This window comes from Gemmatimonas sp. (assembly GCF_044345575.1).
Taxonomy (GTDB): domain Bacteria; phylum Gemmatimonadota; class Gemmatimonadetes; order Gemmatimonadales; family Gemmatimonadaceae; genus Gemmatimonas.
The window spans coordinates 1-18,794 of sequence record NZ_JBIJAW010000032.1; the positions used below are offsets into that span (position 1 = coordinate 1).

At 65.8% G+C, this 18,794-nt stretch carries 15 protein-coding genes; 1 reads left to right on the plus strand and 14 read right to left on the minus strand.

The window, feature by feature from the left end; translation table 11 throughout:
• From ACIQ6O_RS03690 to ACIQ6O_RS03720, 7 genes are all read right to left on the minus strand, one after another.
• A partial coding sequence (locus ACIQ6O_RS03690; RefSeq protein ID WP_396206431.1) for a DNA translocase FtsK occupies positions 1 to 1,353 on the minus strand: 1,353 nt, incomplete at its 3' end.
• Between the two features lie 67 nt (positions 1,354 to 1,420).
• Positions 1,421 to 2,779, minus strand: coding sequence for an acetyl-CoA carboxylase biotin carboxylase subunit (gene accC / locus ACIQ6O_RS03695; protein ID WP_396206432.1), 1,359 nt, complete (start codon positions 2,777 to 2,779; stop codon positions 1,421 to 1,423).
• A 123-nt stretch (positions 2,780 to 2,902) separates the two neighbouring features.
• On the minus strand, positions 2,903 to 4,078 hold the full coding sequence (locus ACIQ6O_RS03700) for a type IV pilus twitching motility protein PilT (protein WP_396206433.1): 1,176 nt from the start codon (positions 4,076 to 4,078) through the stop codon (positions 2,903 to 2,905).
• An 11-nt stretch (positions 4,079 to 4,089) separates the two neighbouring features.
• Positions 4,090 to 4,587, minus strand: a complete 498-nt coding sequence (accB, locus tag ACIQ6O_RS03705) for an acetyl-CoA carboxylase biotin carboxyl carrier protein (RefSeq protein ID WP_396206434.1) — start codon at positions 4,585 to 4,587, stop codon at positions 4,090 to 4,092.
• Positions 4,588 to 4,640: 53 nt separating this feature from the next.
• Complete coding sequence (locus ACIQ6O_RS03710; RefSeq protein WP_396206435.1) at positions 4,641 to 5,750, minus strand: M24 family metallopeptidase; 1,110 nt, start codon at positions 5,748 to 5,750, stop codon at positions 4,641 to 4,643.
• Positions 5,751 to 5,767: 17 nt separating this feature from the next.
• Positions 5,768 to 6,208: a type II 3-dehydroquinate dehydratase gene (gene aroQ, locus ACIQ6O_RS03715; protein ID WP_396206444.1), complete on the minus strand. Its 441-nt coding sequence runs from the start codon at positions 6,206 to 6,208 to the stop codon at positions 5,768 to 5,770.
• Positions 6,205 to 8,154 carry a tetratricopeptide repeat protein gene (locus ACIQ6O_RS03720; protein WP_396206436.1) on the minus strand — a complete coding sequence of 650 codons (1,950 nt, stop codon included), beginning with the start codon at positions 8,152 to 8,154 and terminating at the stop codon, positions 6,205 to 6,207. The genes aroQ and ACIQ6O_RS03720 overlap by 4 nt, the downstream gene beginning before the upstream one ends.
• Positions 8,155 to 8,430: 276 nt before the next feature.
• Here ACIQ6O_RS03720 and ACIQ6O_RS03725 point away from each other — a divergent pair, with 276 nt between their 5' ends.
• A complete protein-coding gene (locus tag ACIQ6O_RS03725) occupies positions 8,431 to 10,263 on the plus strand; it encodes a peptidyl-prolyl cis-trans isomerase (protein ID WP_396206437.1) in 1,833 nt (610 codons plus the stop codon).
• 152 nt (positions 10,264 to 10,415) lie between these two features.
• Here ACIQ6O_RS03725 and ACIQ6O_RS03730 read toward each other — a convergent pair whose 3' ends face one another.
• The 7 genes from ACIQ6O_RS03730 to ACIQ6O_RS03760 form a co-directional block, all read right to left on the minus strand.
• Positions 10,416 to 10,673, minus strand: coding sequence for a twin-arginine translocase TatA/TatE family subunit (locus tag ACIQ6O_RS03730; RefSeq protein WP_396206438.1), 258 nt, complete (start codon positions 10,671 to 10,673; stop codon positions 10,416 to 10,418).
• Between the two features lie 9 nt (positions 10,674 to 10,682).
• A complete protein-coding gene (locus ACIQ6O_RS03735) occupies positions 10,683 to 10,961 on the minus strand; it encodes a DUF4321 domain-containing protein (protein WP_026850657.1) in 279 nt (92 codons plus the stop codon).
• Entirely contained in the window at positions 10,961 to 11,965 is a 1,005-nt protein-coding gene (locus ACIQ6O_RS03740; protein ID WP_396206439.1) for a polyprenyl synthetase family protein, read from the minus strand. The genes ACIQ6O_RS03735 and ACIQ6O_RS03740 overlap by 1 nt, the downstream gene beginning before the upstream one ends.
• Positions 11,962 to 14,361, minus strand: a complete 2,400-nt coding sequence (locus ACIQ6O_RS03745) for a tetratricopeptide repeat protein (RefSeq protein WP_396206440.1) — start codon at positions 14,359 to 14,361, stop codon at positions 11,962 to 11,964. The genes ACIQ6O_RS03740 and ACIQ6O_RS03745 overlap by 4 nt, the downstream gene beginning before the upstream one ends.
• A 217-nt stretch (positions 14,362 to 14,578) precedes the next feature.
• Positions 14,579 to 15,574 carry a radical SAM protein gene (locus ACIQ6O_RS03750; protein WP_396206441.1) on the minus strand — a complete coding sequence of 332 codons (996 nt, stop codon included), beginning with the start codon at positions 15,572 to 15,574 and terminating at the stop codon, positions 14,579 to 14,581.
• Positions 15,574 to 18,537, minus strand: a complete 2,964-nt coding sequence (locus ACIQ6O_RS03755; RefSeq protein WP_396206442.1) for a putative LPS assembly protein LptD — start codon at positions 18,535 to 18,537, stop codon at positions 15,574 to 15,576. Before ACIQ6O_RS03755 ends, ACIQ6O_RS03750 begins: the two co-directional genes overlap by 1 nt.
• On the minus strand, positions 18,534 to 18,794 hold a 261-nt coding region (locus ACIQ6O_RS03760; protein ID WP_396206443.1), incomplete at its 5' end, for a twin-arginine translocase subunit TatC. The genes ACIQ6O_RS03755 and ACIQ6O_RS03760, both read right to left, overlap by 4 nt.

An 18,794-nucleotide genomic window follows, 5' to 3' on the forward strand; every position in this document is an offset into this window, starting at 1 on the left:
GACCATTTTCGGATCGACCATCAGGAAGCGCAGCGTGCGCGGCGTGTGCCGGTAGACGAGGCTCGTGATGATCGTGTTCACGCACACCGACTTCCCGGACCCCGTGGCGCCGGCAATCAGCAGGTGAGGCATCTTCGCGAGATCAGCGAGCACCGGCCGCCCCTCGAGATCCTTGCCGAGGGCAATCGGTAGGGCGGCGCGCGCCGACCGGAATTCCGGCGCTTCGAGCACTTCGCGCAGCACCACCATCTCCGGCGACGGATTGGGGACCTCAACGCCTACGGCGCCGCGGCCGGGAATAGGCGCCACGATGCGAATACTCGGAGCGCGCATGGCGAGGGCCAGGTCGTCGGCCAGCGCGGCGATCTGGCGAACCTTCACCCCCGCCGCAGGTTCGATTTCGAACTGCGTGACACTGGGGCCGGTGGTGCGCCCTACCAGTTCGCCGTCCACCTTGAACGTGCGCAAGGTGGCCATGAGCTTCTCGCCCGCGAGATCCAACTCCCGACGCCCCTGATCGGCGTTACGCGGCGGAGGCGGAGACAACAGCTCCGTACTCGGCAAGTCGTCGCTGAAGAGGGCGAGCTCCGACTGCTCGAGCGCCGCCTCCACGGCCTCTTCGCGCGGTTCCTTCCCCTTCTTGCTGCGCCGCGCCGGGGGGTCGACAGGCAGCGGTTCCGGTTCGGGCTCCGGCTCGGGGAGCTCCTTTTTCCGCCCGCGCGAGGCGGGCGTCGCCGCGAGGACGTCGCGCACCAGCGCCGGATCGATCGCCGGCATCTCTTCCGGCTCGGGAGCCAGTCGCTCCGCCAGCGTGGGGGTATAGCGGGTCGCCGTTTCGGCCTCGCTCGCCATACCGGGGCCCACGAGCAGGCGGATCGGGTTCCAGCGGAGCGTCGCCACGGTCAAGGCGCTCGTGGCGAGGAGAAACCCGATCCACGCACCAGCCGTCCCCAATCCTTTCCGCAGATAGTGTGCGGCGAAGCTTCCCCAGAGTCCTGCGCCGTCGGATGCCGCGGGCTCTCCCCCCAAAGCCAGCCCAATGGCCACGGGGACAAGCGTGACCGTCCCGGCAAACAGTAGCGTCCAATCACTCGCGTCGTCGGCGCGCTTGATTCGTCCGAAGAGCGCGAGCGCGACGACGAGGCAGCCGAGGGCCACGATAACCATGCCGGGGATGCCCACGGCCGAGACCAACGTGCACCGCACGATGGTCCCGATCGGACCGAAGGGCCCCGTGGCATCCCAGCAGCGAGCGCTGTCGGTGTGTTGGAACACCAGCGCACCGATCAGGAACACGGACAGCAGGCTCAGGGCTATCGCCCCGAACTCGCGTCGCAGATGTTGTCGATCCATGGGTCCCCCGGACCGCGTGATGAACGCGAAAGAGCGACGGTCAGCGGAGCAGCACGTCGGTTCGCACTTACGTGGGTTCCTTGAGGAGATCGGCGCCCTCGAACTCGAGCCACTTCGTGTGCACCTTGCCAGCCTGGAAGCCGGGGTGCTGCATCACACGGGCGAGGAACGGCATGGTCGTCTTCACGCCCTCGACGACAAAGCTCTCCAGCGCGATCTGCATGCGCTTGAGCGCCTCCTCGCGTGTGGCTCCCTGCACGATGAGCTTGGCGATCATCGAATCGTAGAACGGCGGGACGGTGTAGCCCGCATAGGCGTGGGTATCGATGCGCACCCCGGGGCCGCCGGGCTGGTGGAACACGTCGAGGCGGCCCGGCGAGGGCTGGAAGTTTCGGGCCGGGTCCTCGGCGTTCACCCGGCACTCGATCACGTGCCCACGGAACGGCGGGAGTTCCTTCACAGAGAGTGGCAGGCCGGCGGCCACGCGGATCTGCTCTTTCACGAGATCAACGCCGGTGAGCTGCTCCGTGACCGGATGCTCCACCTGAATACGCGTGTTCATCTCCATGAAGTAGAACGAGCCGTCTTCGTCGAGGAGCATTTCGATGGTGCCGGCCCCGACGTAGTTGATGGCCTTCGCCCCGCGCGTGGCGGCTTCCCCCATGCGCTCGCGGAGCTCCGGCGTCATCACCGGGCACGGCGCTTCCTCGATGAGCTTCTGGTGCCGTCGCTGCACCGAGCAGTCACGTTCTCCGAGGTGAATGACATTCCCGTGCATGTCACCGAGGACCTGGAACTCCACATGGCGCGGACGCTCCAGGAACTTCTCCACGTACACGTCGCCGTTGCCGAACGCCGAGAGGGCCTCAGAACGGGCGAGCTGGAACGAGCGCAGGAAGTCATCGGGATCGCGGGCGACCCGCATGCCCTTGCCCCCGCCACCGGCCGCAGCCTTGATGATCACGGGGAAACCGATCCCGCGCGCAAACTCGAGCGCCTCTTCCGGATCTTCTACCGGACCGGGGGTCCCAGGCACGATGGGGACGCCGCACTCCTGCATGGCGCGTCGCGCTGACGCCTTGTCGCCCATCACGCGAATCTGCTCGGGCGTGGGACCGATGAAGGTGATGCCCGACGCCCGGCACGTTTCCGCGAATTCGGCGTTCTCGGCCAGGAAGCCGTACCCGGGGTGAATGGCGTCGGCCCCGGTGATTTCGGCGGCCGCGATCAGCCGGGGAATCTTCAGGTACGAGTCACGACTGGACGGCGGGCCAATGCACACGTCGTCATCGGCGAAACGCACATGCAGCGACTCGCGGTCGGCCTCGGAGTACACGGCGACCGTCTGAATGTCGAGTTCGCGGCAGGCGCGAATGACCCGGAGAGCGATTTCCCCGCGGTTGGCGATCAGGACCTTTTTGAACATCCCCTATGCTGGCGAGAACGACGCCTTGCCGCCAGCCCTTTACACCGGCCGGCCGGGCGTATTACGCGACGCCGGGGGCCATGGTCACCGCCTCACCCGTGCAGGTCAGGCGACGACCGGCGCTCAGAGGTCGGCGCTGCCGGTTCTGAAGCCCGCGAAGGCCGTGTCGCTTGCGCCGTCGACCCCCTGCACGCGCAGCGCGAACTCGGCGGGATTAGTCGCGTTGAACAGCGCGCTCTCGTAGGAAATGATGCCACGCGCATACCAGTTCATGAGCGACTGGTCGAAGCTTTGCATGCCATAGGCCACGCTCCCTTCCTTGATCAGGTCGGGGATATTGAGCGCAGCCGACATGTCCCGGATCTGGTCGCGCACGGCTTCGGTGTTGACCAGGATTTCGCAGGCGGGAACGCGTCCGGGCTGATCGGCACGCGGCACGAGGCGCATCGAGACCACCGCCGAGAGTGCATTCGCCAGGGCGAAGCGCACCTCGTTCTGCTGGTGCGGCGGGTAGAACGACAGCACACGATTGATGGTCAGCGTGGCATCGGTGGTATGCAGCGTGGAGAACACGAGATGTCCGGTGCCGGCCGCCTTGAGCGCCACCTCGAGGGTCTCGAGGTCACGGATCTCACCGATCATGATCACGTCGGGGTCCTGACGCAGCACCCGGCGCAGCGCCTGGGAGAACGAGGCCGTGTCGGTGCCGACTTCGCGCTGGTTGATGTGACAGCGCACGTCACGGTGCACGAACTCGATCGGATCCTCGATCGTGATCACGTTGGCGCTGCGACGCTCATTGATGTACTGAATCATGGCCGCCATGGCGGTACTCTTGCCGGCACCGGTCACACCGGTCACGAGCACGAGTCCGCGGGGCTTCATGGCGATCTGTTCGAGAACCGACGGCAGATTCAGATCGCGGATACTCACCGCCGCGTGAGCGATGGAGCGCATGGCGAACGCCACGGTCCCCTTCTGCTGGTATACGTTGACGCGAAAGCGTCCGATGCCCGGCACGTTGATCGCGAAGTCGCTTTCACGCATCTCGACGAACTCCCGGAGCTGGGCCGGCGGGAGCAGGTGCTCTGCCAGCGCGCGCAACTCCTCGGGCCGCATGGGCGGCATGTCGAGCGGGACGAGGTCTCCGTGTAATCGCAGCGTGGGCGGACGGCCGACCTTGAGGTGCAGGTCGGACGCGCCCTCGCGGACCATTCGCTGCAGCGCGGCCTTGAGATCCAGCCCAGTGGCCGGGACGGCGCCAGAAGCAGCGCCGGGCGCGCCGGAGACCATCGTCATGTCGTCATGTCTCAGCCGGTCGGATCGATGCGGAAGAGCACCTGGCCATACTCGACCGCGCTGGCGTCGGAGACATTGATCTCGCGCACCACGCCGTCGAACTCGGACTCGAGCTCGTTCATGATCTTCATCGCTTCAATGATACAGACGATCTGGCCCTTGCGAATGCGATCGCCGACGGACACGTACGGCTTCGCACCCGGTTCAGGCGCCGAGTAGAACGTCCCCACCATGGGCGACTTGATCTCGAGGGCCGCGGACTTCGGCGCCTCGGCTTTCGGCGCCGCCATCCCCCCATCTTCGGCAGGACGCGCCGGCGCCGCCGGAGGCAACACGGCCGGGGCCGCCATCGGCGCGGCGATGGCCGGGGCCATGGCCACGGCCGCGCGCTGCTGCGGACTCTTCGAGATACGGAGCTTCATCCCCTTGTCGGAGGAGATCTCGATGGAATCCACCGTGGAGCCGTCGAGCATCTCGATCAGCTTCTTCACGTAGCGCAGGTCGATCATGGCGGGAAAGGCTGGAGAACGCGCAGTGCCCCATCGGGGCGGGGTGCGCAATGTCAGGCGATTTCGATCAGATGTCGAGCGAAGGTGGTGAGCACCTCCGCACCGGCATCGGTCAGCAGCACGTCGTCTTCGATTCTCACCCCGCCCCATCCCGGGCGATAGATCCCCGGTTCGATGGTGACCACCATCCCGGTAGCGAGGGGAGCCTCGACAGTCTTGGCCAAACGGGGCGCCTCGTGAACCTCGAGTCCAATACCATGGCCAAGAGAATGCCCGAACGCGTCGCCGAAGCCACAGGCGTCAATGTAGTCTCTTGCCACGGCATCTGCAGCCAGCCCGCGCATTCCGACCCGAATCGCGCCCGAAGCCCGAACATTGGCTTCGCGGACGATCTCGTATACCGTCCGCTGCTCGGACGTCGCCGTGCCCAGCACCACCGTTCGGGTGATGTCCGAGCAGTAGCCATGCGCGACCGCGCCGAAATCGAGCAGTACGAAGTCGCCGAGCTCGAGCCGCCGGTCTCCCGCACGCGCATGCGGCAACGCGGAGCGCGGGCCCGACGCGACGATCGAGGGAAACGGAAAGGCCTCGCTGCCCGCTTCGCGCAGGTGCTGCTCCAGCACGCCGGCCACCATGGTCTCCGTCAAGCCAGGGCGTAGCACCGACAGCGTACGGTCGAGCGCCTGTTCGGCCATCGCGACGGCGCGCCGGATGTGGGCGACTTCTCCGGGATCCTTCACGGCGCGCAGTGCTTCCACGAGATCGGCCGTGGGACGCCACTGCCATCGTCCGCCCTGTTCGAGCAGCCGGGCAAAATCGCGATGCAGCAGGTGCGCCGACTCAAAACCGATGCGCTCGACGCCCGGGATGGCCGCAATGCTCGGCCACAACCCCGCCCACAGGCTCGTCGGCTCGATCTTCACGGTCGTATGTGGCGCCACCTCATCCGCGACCTGCGCTTCGTACCGAAAATCGGTGAGCAGCACGCATTCGATGGCCGAGACCAGCAACAGCGCGTTGCTTCCCGAGAAGCCCGTCAGGTATCGGATACTCGGGAGCCCCGTGACCAATAAGGCGTCGAGGTCGGCACGCCCGATCGCATCACGAAGGGCGGCCAACCTCGAAGCCGGTGGCCCGGACAGAAAAGCGGCATCGTCGCGCATCGCGCGATGCTATCCGCTCAATTCCGTGTGCGCAACGCCTGCACCAAGCCCCGCAGCGCATACTCGTAGCCGACGGCACCGAGCCCGCAGACCATGCCGATGGATGCGCTGGCGAGCATCGAATGGCGCCGTTCGGGCTCGCGGGCGTAGATGTTGGACAGATGCACCTCCACGAACGGCAGATTCGTGGCGCTGAAGGCGTCCCGCAGCGCCAGACTGGTGTGGGTGTACGCCCCCGCATTCACGACCACGCCTGCGACCTCACCGCGCCAGGCATGCAACTGGTCGATGAGCGGTCCCTCGCCGTTCGCCTGAAAGGCGCGAATCTCCACTCCCAGCTCGTGTCCCACGGCCTGACAGTGAGCCACGATCTCACCGAGAGTGGTGGTGCCGTAGACCGCGGGTTCGCGGGTTCCGAGCAGATTGAGATTGGGTCCGTTGAGCATCCCGATGATCACGACTGGCCGAGCCCCTTGAGCCACGCCGAGAACTCCGCGAGGTCATCACCCGGCGACGACTCGACGGGTGCGGTGTCGCCGACGGGCGATGACGGGGCGGCGTCCGGTTGCGGCCGGCCGGCCGACTGAGAGGCGGCTTGCACCGCAGGATCGGGGAAGAAGCGGTCAAACGAGAACTCGCCCCCCGCCTCTGCCCTACCGGGAGGCACCGGCGGTACGGCGCTCGGTGTGGGGTGCCGCACCGCCCCGTACGCCGGGGTCGGTGTCCGTGGGCCATCGGAGGCCCCCAGAAACGCAGTGGTGAACCCATCGACGGGACCACTCTCCATCGGTTGTGGCGCAAACGCCTCTGCCAGCGAGCGTGCCGCATCATCATCGTGGCGCGGCGACTCTGTCCCGAACAGCGAGGCCAGCGAGTCGCCCGACGCGATAGCCGGCGCCGATACCGGCGTGACCGAACGCGGGGTGACCGCCGCCGACACGACGGGTGTATAGGGCCGAATCGGCGTTCGCCGCACCACCCGTCTGGCGGCCAACGCCGCATACCGTTCGCGCGCCGTATACACGGGTACCGGTGCGGCGGTTTCCAGCTGCTCGCGCAATTCGGCGAGGCGCGCTGACAGCACCGGATCGTACGGCCGGCGGCGCACCAGTTCCTCATATACCGCCACCGCTCGGTCGATGAACCCCTGCGCGACGAGCAACTCCCCCATCGTTTCCGTCACGAACGCCGGCGACTGGGCGGGCGCCTCGCCGGCGGGCTCCGCCTCCGACGAATCGCCCTCTGGGAAAGCCGCCTCCTCAACCGGCGTGTCCATGCGCGCTTCGCTGACGTCGGCGATCGGCTCGACACTCTCCATACTAAACGGCGAGTCGCTCATCGGTTCCGTGCCCTCCGCCTCGATGTCGGGCAGCGGCAACAGATCGCTGAAGCTTACTTCGTCAGACACCGCGCTCTCTTCCACCGACGGGGTGGGCGTGGGCGGAACGAGGTCGGCGTCATCGCCCAGGACGTCCACTTCAGGTTCTGGCAGCGCGAGCGCCACCCGATCGTCCGCTTCGCGGCCGAAGGCCTCGGCGGCGTCGGGTGGCACGTCGACCGCGAGTGGGGTGACGACCCGCGGAGTGGCCACGGCGGCCAGCTCCGCGGCATCCGGCCAACCCGCCGTGACCAGGCCCTCCTCGAACGCCGCATCGAGATCGATCGGTGCGGGCGCGCCGGCATCGACCATCTCCGTCATGCCCGTTTCGTCATCGGCGAACATGAACGGGTCGTCGGCGGGACCCGGCTCCGCCGATGCCACCACCACCTCCGTATCCTCGATGTCAGCGACTACGACGTCGGCGGATTCCTCGACGGGCATCGCGATCGTTTCGTCGTCAGGCGGTAGCGGTGGGTCGCTGACCACCGTGTGCGCCTCGGGCGGAGTCGGAACGGCTGCGAGTTCCTGCTGTGGCGCGCTGAAGCCCGTATCGAGGAACGCGAGTTCCCGATCCGGCTCCTGCTCTGCAGGCGCCGGCGAAGGGACCGCCGGCTGCGGGCGCACCGGTGTGGCCAATGCCGCCAGCTGGTGGGCAATGTTGTCGTTGCGCGGATCGGTCTCGAGCGCCCGCTCATACCAGCGACGGGCGGCCGAAGTATCTCCCTGCTGACGGGCGATATGTCCGAGGTGATGCAGCGCGATGAGATTTTCGGGATCGAGCGTCAGGGCCTGCTCGAAAACCGACCGCGCCTCATCGAGCTCGCCGACCTCGAAAAGGGCCTGGCCGAACACGATGTACCCACTCATATGCCCGGGCTGCTTCGGCAGGTGGTCGCGGCACAGCGCGATGGCCTGCGTCAGCTCCCCGGCTTTCCGGAGTTCGTTCGCCAGCGGCGCGAAATAGCGGCGCGGGTTTTCGTCGAACTTCTTCCGGAGCTCTTCGATCCGGGCGGCGGTGCTCATCCGTGCGGTGCCCTCAAGGTGGTATCCCGCGGCGTCCCGGTCGTCATGACACCGGCAAGGAGCCGGTGGCGAAACGGTGGGCTGGCGTCTGGGGAATTGTTCGCCCACGAGCCGTGGGAAGTCAATCGCGAATCAGTGATGCGAAGTGCTGGCCTGTCTTGCCTTTAGCAGAACGCGCTGGCTAGGTTTCCGGACTCTGCGGCACACGCCCTTCTTCTAGGGAGGTGCGTGTGCCTTTCCGTTTGCCCGTTTTTCCGACCGAAGGAGTCACGCCCCGTGCTGCAATCGATGCGGAGCGCCGCGAAGTACATCTGGATCATCCTCATCGTGGCGTTCGTTGGCAGCTTCCTGCTGTACGAGACCTCGGGGCTGGCCGGTCGTGCGCCGGTGACCACGACCACGTCCATCGCCACGGTCAACGGCGAGGAGATCCTCCTCACCACGTGGCAGAACGCCGTCACGGCCCTCGAGCAGGAGCGCTCGCAGCAGACCGGTAACGCGATCACGCTCGACGAACGCCAGCAGCTCGAGGAGCGTGCGTTCAACGAACTGGTCACGGAGCTGCTGCTCCAGCAGGAATACAAGCGTCGGGGCATCACGGTTACAGACGACGAAATCCTTCAGGCGGCACGACTCGCTCCCCCGCCGCAGGCCATGCAGTCGCCCGACCTGCAGACGGATGGGAAGTTCGACATCCAGAAGTACCAGCGTTTCCTCAGCAGCCCGCTCGCCCGGCAGTCAGGCGCGCTGACCGGGCTCGAGGCGTACTACCGCAATGAGATCCCGAAGCAGAAGCTCTTCGACCAGATCGCGAGCGGTGCGTACATCTCCGACGAACGACTCTGGCAGGTGTATCGCGACCGTCACGACAGCGCCACGGTGAGTTACGTCGTGCTGAGCCCGGCGACTCTCACCGATACGGCCGTCTCTGTCACGGACGCGGAGATTTCGTCGTTCTACGACCGGAATAAGAAGCGCTTCGAGCGTCCAGGCCGCGCCGTGGTGTCGCTGCTCACCGTCCCCCGCTCGGTGACCGCCGCCGACTCGGCTGATGCCAAGCGTCGCATCGACGCCATCCGTACCGAGATCGTCGGTGGCGCGAAGTTCGAAGACGTGGCCAAGCGCTCGTCGACCGATACGATCTCCGGCGCCGACGGCGGTTCGCTCGGCAAGGGCGGCAAGGGCCGCTTCACGCCGAAGTTCGAAGAGGCTGCCTATGCGCTCAAGGTGGGCGAGATTTCGCAGCCGGTGCTGACTCCGTTTGGTTGGCACATCATCCGTGTGGAGTCGCGTCAGGGCGATACGCTCGATCTTCGCCACATCCTCGTGAACATCGCCCAGAGTGACTCGAGCGCCACGCGCACCGATCGCCGGGCCGACTCGCTCGCGTCGAAGGCCGGCAGCCAGGAAGACCCCAAGGCGTTCGACGCCGCCGCCAAGCAGCTCGGTCTCACGGCCGCCAGCGCCGTCGTGCTGGAGAAGGAGCCGCTCACTTTCGCCGGCCGCTATGTGCCGAGCGTGAGCGCGTGGGCCTTCTCGGGGGTGCGCGCCGGAGAAACGAGCGACCTGTTCGACTCACCCGACGCGTACTACCTCGCGCGACTCGACTCACTCACCAAGGGTGGCCAGGCCCCGCTCGCCGAAGTGAAGGACGACATCCGTCGCCGCCTGGCGCGCGACAAGCGAGTGGAGAAGCTTCGCCCGATCGGTGAGCAGTTGGCTCAGGCGGCCCGCGCGTCGTCGCTCGAGGCGGTCGCGACCGAACGCAAGCTTACCGTGGAGAAGTCGGCGCCGTTCACGCGGGTCGACGCTGTCCCTGGGCTCGGTCAGTTCTCGCCGGCCATCGGCGCAGCCTTCGCCGCCGCCATCGGACAAGTGGCCGGCCCGTTCAGCGCCGTCGATGCGATGGTGGTGATGCGGGTAGACGGGCGCACCGACGCGAACCGTCAGACATTCGAGGCCGAGAAGAGCGTGCAGCGCCAGCAGTTTCTGCAGTCCATGCGCCAGCAGAAGGTCGACGAGTTCCTTACCAACCTGCGCGAGAGCGTGAAGGTGGAGGATCGCCGTTCCGAAGTCCTCTCGGCCCTGCGCCGCCAGTCGGACGGCTGAGCGGTCATCCGAACGCCAACGCCCCCGCGAGCGATGCTCGCGGGGGCGTTGTTCTTTTTTGGCGGGAAGCAGGGCGACGGAACTCAGCAGGAAGGGAAACAGAAAGGGCACCGCCGAGGCGGTGCCCTTTTCCGTCGTGCTCAATGCCTGCCTTACTGCATCAGGCGCTTGGGCTCCGGACGCTCTTCCTCACGGATGGCGTTGACCGGCGCACTGGGCGCCGCGACCTGCTGTTCAGCCCGGGGCGCTTCCGTAATCTGACGCTGCGCATCGCTGAGGTTACGCTTGAATTCGTTGATGCCCTTGCCCAGCGAGCCAGCGATCTCGGGGATGCGCTTGGCGCCGAACAGCAGCAGAACGATCACCAGAATGACGAGAATCTCGCCGAAGCCGAGGTTGCCGAAGTTCATGGGAAACTCCTAGAAGAGGGACCGCGCGATGAGGTAGGCGATCAATACTCCCAGAAGGCTCAACAGCGAGACATCCAGGGCGACTGGTCCAACCGCAAACTTCAATATAATCAGATCTACCGGAAGTGGCCCAACCGCAGGGGTCACCCCCGTCGTCAGGAACTCCTTCACCGCACCAGCCGGCAGAAACCGACGGGCGACCTGCGTGAGCAGGCCGCCGCTCACGAATCCGGAGGCCAGCACCAGGAGGTGAAACACCGGACGGTGCTTGGATGGTCCCTTGGCCATTACCAGCGCCGCTCGACGACGTAGCCAATGGAATCCATCAGCGACGTCTTGGATGGCCCATCCGGCAACTCGGCGAGGGCCTCCTCGGCCTCTCGGGAGTACTGATCGGCGCGGCGGCGCGCGTACTCGAGACCGCCGTGATCGCGAACGATCGCCACCACCTCGGCAATCGCGTCTTCATCGGGTTCGGGAGACGCGAACAACGCCTCGACGCGTACTCGGGCGCTCGACGGCATCTCGCGCAGCGCCGCGATCAGCGGCAGCGTGACCTTGTGCTCCTTCAGGTCGAGGCCGCTCGGCTTGCCGATCATTTCGGTCTGCTCGGTATAGTCGAGCAGATCGTCGGCCACCTGGAACGCCATACCAAGCCGTTCGCCGAAACGCGTGAGCGCTGCGCGATGGCTGGGCGCGCCGCACCACGCACCGACATCGCACGCGGCCATGAACAACGCTGCCGTCTTTGCGCGAATCAGCGTCTCGTAATCCTTCTCGGTGAAGGACAACGCATCGTACTGGGCCAACTGCCGGATCTCACCGATGGTCATCTCGTTCGAGGCGAACGTGATGGCCCGCATGGCTTCGAGATCGCCAATGGTGACCAACTCCCGCAGTGCACGGAGGTAGAGGTAGTCACCCATGATCACGGATACCTGATGACTGAACAGCGCATTCAGCGTCGGCATACCGCGGCGCAGCACGGAGTGATCCACCGCGTCGTCATGAACGAGCGTGGCGAGATGAATGAGTTCGATGATGGCCGCAAAGGTGATCGCCTTGCGCGGCGATTCCCCCTCGACGCTCGACGACAGCAGCAGCAATGTGGGACGGAAGAGTTTCCCCTTCATGCCCATGAGATGCTCCTGCACGTTCTGCACGAGCGGCACGTCGGCCGAGACGATGCGCCACAGTTCCTGCCCCACCGCCTCGAGGTCGGTGCGGACAGGCGCCTGTATATCACGCAATGCCGCGGCCAGCGCGGACGGGGTCCGCGTGATAAGCGTCATCGGGAAGCCTGCTCGATCGCCGCCAGCCGGGCGGCTACGTCACGGAAGTTGATGTCGGTTGCGTACACACGCTGAAAATAACCACGTGCCTCGTCCTTGCGCTGCAGGGCCTCGCAAGAATATCCGAGCAGATACAGCACCCCGACCCGTTTTTCGTCGTCCAGCCCGGGCTCGTGCAGCGCGCGCGAGAGCACGGTGGCCGCGACCTGGAAGCGGCCCTGTTCCACGAAGCACTGGCCGAGCGCCTCGTAGGCCGGCAGGCGGTGCGCCCGGCTGCGCAGGGCCTTCTGGAACTCCGTGATCGCGTCGTCGAGCAGCCCCATCTCCTTGTACGCCACGCCAAGGTCGTAGTGGCTCTCGAAGTCGTCCTCGCCCAACGCGCGGGACACGCCCTCCTTGAAGTGGCGAAGGAGCGCGTCGAAATCGGCCTGTTCATCGCCGCTGATTGCCGGCTCCCGCATGCGCATGCGCGTGTTCGCCGGCCCGTCGTCTTGCAACCAGTGGGCCAGATCGACAAACGTCTCGCCGTCCGCCCTGGAAGCGGGCGGCGGCGGTGGCGGCGGGGCCGCCGCGCCGAGCGCCGCGCGCGCCCGGTCGTCGAAGGGGTCGATTTCGAGGACACGGGCATACACCGCGCGGGCTCGTCCCTCTTCCCCCAAGCGCACCAGCGCATCCGCCAGGTCGAGATACGCGAAGCGCAGCCGCTGCGGGTCACTGCTCCGCACCGCGAGTTCTACCCGTTTCTGGTGGTAGGCAATACGGTCCGGACTGACGTGCACCAATTCGTCGGCAATGTCGGCGGCGGCGTCGAACTCGCCGTCATTGAGCAGCCCCTGTTGTGCGGTCTCCAACTCATGCAGGGCGGCATCGCGCTCGCCTGCCTCGAAGAGCGCCTCGGCGAGCCGTCGACGCAGCAGCCAGTTCTTGGGCAATCGGGCGACGGCCGCGCGCAGTGAGTCGCGGCGCGACGACGCCACCGTCGCCGCGACCTCGGCCACTGCAGCAATCGGCAGCGACGGCGTCACGCTCACCGGGCGCACGGGCGGCACCACCGTTTCGTCGGTGTCGACGACGTACTCCTCGTCGGCAAGCGCGTCGCCCAAATCCATTGCCTCAAGCGAAGGCGACGCATCCACCGCGGCGCCCTGAGACATCACGTCGCCCCCCACATCCGACTCGGCGGCCGCGGACTCGGCGCCCATCGGTTCTACGTTCGGGAGCGCATCGCCCTCCGTCCGCACGGTGGCCGACGGTTCCGAGGGTTCAAGGCCGGCATTGACGACTTCGTCGTCCAGCAGCAGAGGTGGCAGTTCGCCCGGCAGAATGAAGTCGTGCGGATCGAGCCGGAACGGCGGGCGGGTGGGCGGCAGGATCTCCTCGACCGCGTCGAGCTCCGGCACACTTTCCGCGTTGAGTCGCTCGAGGGGCAACGCGTCAGTATGCACCACTGGTGGCGTGAGCCAGGTGACGTCCGCGGGGTGTACTGACGGATCGACGACCTCAGCCGGCGTGAGGGGCTCTTCAGGGGTGAATCCCTCGAGCACAGGCGTCGCCTCAACCTCGGCGAACTCGCCGTTGGCTTCGAGCCCCTCAAGCGGGGCGGCGCCCGGTGTGCCTATCTCCGCCATCCCTTCGCTGGGGCGCTCTCCGATATCAAGCAGCGGGAGTCCGGGAGCGGGCGTCTCCGGCTCGAGGTCGATGATTTCTGGACCACGGACGGGCAGCGACGCGCTCGGTGTCGGCACCCGGGGCGTTTCCTTGGTCGGGCGATCCGTCGGGGTCCCGTAATCGATGTCGAGAAAGATCAGGTCCTGCGACTTCTGTTCGCGCACGGCCGGAGTGGAGGCCGGCGTCGGCACCCGATCCGTACGCAATGGGGTGCGCCGACGAGGCAGCGCAATGCCCGCGCGCGCCGCGAGGCTCTCTACCGCCGTGCGTACGTCGTTGAGCTCGGGCATGATGTCGAGCACTTCCGCCAGCGCCCGAATCCCCTCCTCGATACGCCCGTCCTGCTGCATGCGCGTGGCGTATTCGAGAAAATTGCGCGTGGCGTCATTGCGGAGCCCTTTCCGCGCCGAGATGCGGCCCAGCGTGAAGTACACATTCGCCCGTCCCGGTGCACTGCGCAAAATCTTGTTGCACAGGGCAATGGCGTTGTTGAACAGCCCGGACGTGGCGTAGTGCTCGACGGCGCGCTCGTAATACGTAATGGCGTCCGGGACGCGTCCCTGACGCAGGGCGAGGTCACCGACCTTGTTGTACAAGGCCACGTCCACGTCTTCACCCGCCGCCTCGCTCTCTTCGATGGCCTTCACGTAGGAGGCAATCGCGCGATCGATCTGCTTCAGCTGCTCGAACTCAGCCGCTTTCTTTCGGTGCTTCGCGGCGTTGGACATGACGTCGAGTCGAGCTCCAGAAAGCGGGAAGTGACACCGGTGATGACGCGTGGGCTGCGGCTATACAGCTATCTACGGCGGCGGGCCTCACGTGACAAGCACGGTCACGCGTGCACGGCCCCAGTCAAAGACGCGTGCCGAAGCCGTGAGGCAACGGGGGCGGTCCATGGGCCGCGGCGCCCCATGCCCCCCCCGTAGCCCCCTGATCGGGGCAGGATCACCCCTCGGCCGGCGCCACCGTGGCCATGACGTCCCGAACCCGGGAGGCGAGGCGCAACGGGGCCTGCGCCTCACCACGGCAGGCGTAGTAGCAGGCGTTGCAGTCGATGGGCTCGTACCCCTTGTAGGACTCCCACGGGCCATCCGGCTTGAAGTCCGGACAACGCCGCACCTGCCCCTGCGGATCGATATGGATGGTCGTGGACCCGCTGCGGCAGGGCTCGTTCATCTCCCCGCGGATATAGCGGGGGATCTGTTCGAGATAGTAGTCGGAGTTGGTGATCACCCCGGCCCGGCGCCTCTTGTACGCGAGGAGCTGATTCACGACTCGTTGCACGGCGGCGGGATCGACATCCTGCAGAAGATGGTCCGTGTTCCCGTTCTTGAGCGCCGTGTAGACCGAGAAATTCACCCCGCCCCCCAGAGCCGCCGCCTTCTCCACGATGGGCAGGATCTGGTCGAGATTGTCGTTCTTGATGACGGTGTTGAACCGTACGCCACCGATTCCGGCTCGCCGCATGCGCGGTACGAGGTCGAGGATCTTGGCGGTCAGCCCGGGGATCCCGCGCGCCTCATCGTGACGCTCATCGAGGTAGTCGAGGGAGATGTTGAACTGATCCACCCCGGCATCCCAGAGCGACTGCGCCCGCTCCAGCGACAACATCCCGGCGTGGGTGATCAGCTGGACGTACGTGTAGCGTACGGCTCCGCGGACGGCGCGCACGACATCCTCGAGATCGCGGCGCAGCGTGGGCTCGCCCCCCGTGAACGTGACGAGCATGGGGCTGAAATGCCCGGCGATTTCGGCAAAGTTCGCCAGTTCCCGTTGCTTTTCGCTGGCCGGCGTCTGCCAATAGTCGCAGAAGCCACATCGCGCATTGCAGCGCATCGTGACTTCGAAATTCAGCAACACCGGGCGACGCCGAGCGCGAAGCCATGCGTACTTGGCCAGGAAGATCGGCACGTGGTACGGCTTGTAGCGACTCGACAGCATCAGAAATTGCTCGACCGGTACGTCTGACGATCGTAGTTGAACTTGAGATCGGGCTGCGCCTTCAGGGCAATGAAGAAGTTGAAGGCGAAGTTGCCGCTCGGCGTCTGCGAGAACGAAAACACGGCATTCCAGTCGTGTAGTTGGCGCTGCAATCCAAGCTGTTGCCCGGCGAAGCGCGACCGCTCCACGTCATACTGCGTCGTCCACTGGGCTGACCAATTCTGGGTGATGCCGAACGACATGCTCGCGTTTACGCTCGAGACGGGGGGTTGGCGAACGAAGGGCGCCCCGATGGCACTCTGCCCGGTGCCGAGTCCGGTGGGCGGACTCGTTTGCGCATTGATGAAGCAGCGTTCGTAGGCCGCAATGCCCTGATTGCGAAACGCTTCGCAGAGCTTGGCCGGGTCAGCCTCGATGATCAGGCCATCCCCGCGTGGCGCGCGCTGCCGCGCGGCATTGTACTGCAGATTGAGATTCCACCCCTGCCCGGACTCGGGCAGCGCCATCTGCATGCCGCGCATGGCGCCGCCGCCGGCCGCGTTCATCTGTCGGCTTTGCCGCACGACGTTCTGTTGCGACGCATTGGGCTGGGCGGATGTGCTGGCGCTGTCGATCTCCGGCGACTTCCCGAGAACACGGGCCAGAAATGCGAAGATGGCCGACTTGCCGTTCATGGAGAACGTGACGCCCATGTCGGTGCGGTACGGACTGAACGTGGCCGTATCGGACGCCGGATCGCCTTGGAACAGATCGTAGCTGGTACGGAAATCGAGACCGGGGAGCAGGTCGGTACGCCCGCTGATCGAGAAAATCTTGTCGGTGAAGCCGTTGCCGGTGCTGTCGGCGCGCACGAAGTCCCACGTGAGCGGAGAAAAGTTGAGCGACAGCAGCTTGATCTTGCGCCCCTGGTCCGGCTCGGAGTCGGTGGGCGACCGCAGCTTGGCTTCGAGATTCGTGGCGAGGTTGAGCGACACCCGGTTCTGCGCCAGTGCGCCGAGGTAGCCCACGCGCGACCGGCCGATCGCCTGCAGGAATTCGTCACTGACCGATGCGGCCGGCGAGTAGCTGTAGCTGACACCAGGGGTGATCGAGTGTCGAAGCTTGGCAATCGGGCCCAATCCCGGCAGCATGGCGTACAAGGTTGGCGATGCGGACAAGGCGTAGTTGAGCCGCTTCGCCTGCGACACGAACTTGCCACCACTTCGTTCGGTGCGCACGAACAGCCCACCCTGATCCACGTTCTGCACGTTGATCGACGGCGAGAGATTCCAGGTTCCCTGGAAGAATCGCGGCAGGTTGAACGACGTGGTCCAGTCGACGCTTGTCTCGAAGGTGCGGGCAAACACGCGCGTGACCCGCTGCGAGGTGTCCCGCACACCGATGATCTCGCGCTGCTCGGGATAATCGCGGAACTGTTCATTGACCGTGAACGAGTTCTGCCACTGGAAGTCCCAGAGCTTGATGGGCGTATCGAACGAGAACTGCATGTTGCGACGACTCGCGTCGAAGCGCGTACTGTCGAGCCCACCGCCCGGACGGGCGTTGTACACATACGGGAACTGCAAGCCCTGATCGATCTTGCTCGACCCGGAAACGGCCAGACGCAGCGACGGCGTCCAGGACACGGGCCCGGCCTCGAGCGTACCGGTCGTCACGTTGAGCTGCGGGAAGTCCATGTCCACCTGCGGACGTCCCGGATACTGCACGCGCGAGCCACCCACGTTGATGGACGCGGGGCCGATCTTCGTCTGGTAGTTGAGCTGCGAACGAATGGTGGCATTCGCCGCGACCGGATTCACGGTAGTGTTCCGCTGAATCTGCGTGTTCTGCACCCAATTCAGCCGTGCTGTGAGCTTCGTGGTCTTGGAGAAGTCCTGATTGTGATTCCAGGTCCAGCTCTGGTTGGTCGTGCCGTTGCGCAACGCCATCTGCGAGACGGCCAGCTCACCGGACACGAAACGATCCACCCACTTGTAGCGGACCTCGGCATTGCCGCGCACGAACCCGGGATCGAGATCGGAGCTACGCGCTCCTGAACGCCAATCCATGGAGACCTCGGCGTTCATGAAATCATTGATGGCGAAGAAATAGCCGATGTTCTGAACGCTGCGCCGGTATGCCGGGCTGTTTCGGAACAGTTCCGCCACGCCGAAGTTGGGCGTGAGCATGCCGCTCCGACGGCCGCTGCGTACATCCTGAAAAAAGAACGGAATCCAGAACACCGGCACTTCGCCGATATACAGCACGCCGGGGCGCGCCACCATCACGTTTTGCGACACGAACTTCATGTCGCGCGTGGTGAAATGAAAATGCGGCTCGGCGTGATCGCAGTAGGTGAACGAGCCGTTCTTGGCGAACACGATGTGCCGACCGCTCACGAGCGTATCGGAGAGAATGGTGCTGCGCGCGGCCGTGAGGAACAGCCGTTGCCCACTGACGACACTCGTGCTGAAGGCACCAGTGAGCCCCTGACGGGTTTCGAGATCGTATTCGATCTTCCCGTTGGCCACGAAGTCGTCGGCGTCCTGCGCCGCCGGGTCGCGCAGCAGCACCGTGTCCCCGATCGCCACCACCTTCTTGGTGGAGTCGTTGTACTGGATCGAGTCGCCGATGAGCATGGTCTCATCGCGCTGAACCGCCGAGGGCTTGCCCTTGAGGACAAGGATGCGCGTCCCGGCATCGAACTTCACCGTATCGCCCTGGTACTGGACGCTGCGATAGCCTTCCTTGTCCATCAGGGCGCGCATCGTGGAGTCGGGGGCGGTCCACTGATACGTGCGTTGATCCTTGGACAGGGCCCGCGTGCTGTCCTGCCCCTGCTTGGCAGGCCCCAAACCGGCGGGCGCCTGCGTGGGCCGTGTCTGACGCTGCTGCGCGGCAGCGTCACTTCCCAGCAGATGCAGCCCAGCCAGCAGTGCCAGCCCGGCGCGCCACCAGCCGCGACCGGTCGCTCCTGCGATCACGCGTCCTCGGCGGCGAGCCGTCGCTCGCGGCGGCGCGCGATCAGCTTCGAGAGCGTGATCGAGATCTCGTAGAGGCCATACAACGCAATAGTGAGGACGACGAGCGACGTCGGGTCACTACCGGGCGTGATGAACGCCGCGGCGATGAGACAGCCGACGACGGCGTGTCGACGAAACTTGGCGAGGAAGGCGGGCTGTACGATGCCAAGCGCGGTGAGGAGCGCAATCACCACCGGGAGCTCGAATACGGCCCCGAA

What these genes read in the sequence shown, in the direction of transcription:
- accC (WP_396206432.1), bottom strand. Translation starts at nt 2,779, where the DNA reads ATGTTCAAAAAGGTCCTGATCGCCAACCGCGGGGAAATCGCTCTCCGG.
- ACIQ6O_RS03745 (WP_396206440.1), bottom strand. Translation starts at nt 14,361, where the DNA reads ATGTCCAACGCCGCGAAGCACCGAAAGAAAGCGGCTGAGTTCGAGCAG.
- ACIQ6O_RS03730 (WP_396206438.1), bottom strand. Translation starts at nt 10,673, where the DNA reads ATGAACTTCGGCAACCTCGGCTTCGGCGAGATTCTCGTCATTCTGGTG.
- ACIQ6O_RS03740 (WP_396206439.1), bottom strand. Translation starts at nt 11,965, where the DNA reads ATGACGCTTATCACGCGGACCCCGTCCGCGCTGGCCGCGGCATTGCGT.
- ACIQ6O_RS03700 (WP_396206433.1), bottom strand. Translation starts at nt 4,078, where the DNA reads ATGACGATGGTCTCCGGCGCGCCCGGCGCTGCTTCTGGCGCCGTCCCG.
- ACIQ6O_RS03720 (WP_396206436.1), bottom strand. Translation starts at nt 8,154, where the DNA reads ATGAGCACCGCCGCCCGGATCGAAGAGCTCCGGAAGAAGTTCGACGAA.
- ACIQ6O_RS03735 (WP_026850657.1), bottom strand. Translation starts at nt 10,961, where the DNA reads ATGGCCAAGGGACCATCCAAGCACCGTCCGGTGTTTCACCTCCTGGTG.
- ACIQ6O_RS03710 (WP_396206435.1), bottom strand. Translation starts at nt 5,750, where the DNA reads ATGCGCGACGATGCCGCTTTTCTGTCCGGGCCACCGGCTTCGAGGTTG.
- ACIQ6O_RS03750 (WP_396206441.1), bottom strand. Translation starts at nt 15,574, where the DNA reads ATGCTGTCGAGTCGCTACAAGCCGTACCACGTGCCGATCTTCCTGGCC.
- accB (WP_396206434.1), bottom strand. Translation starts at nt 4,587, where the DNA reads ATGATCGACCTGCGCTACGTGAAGAAGCTGATCGAGATGCTCGACGGC.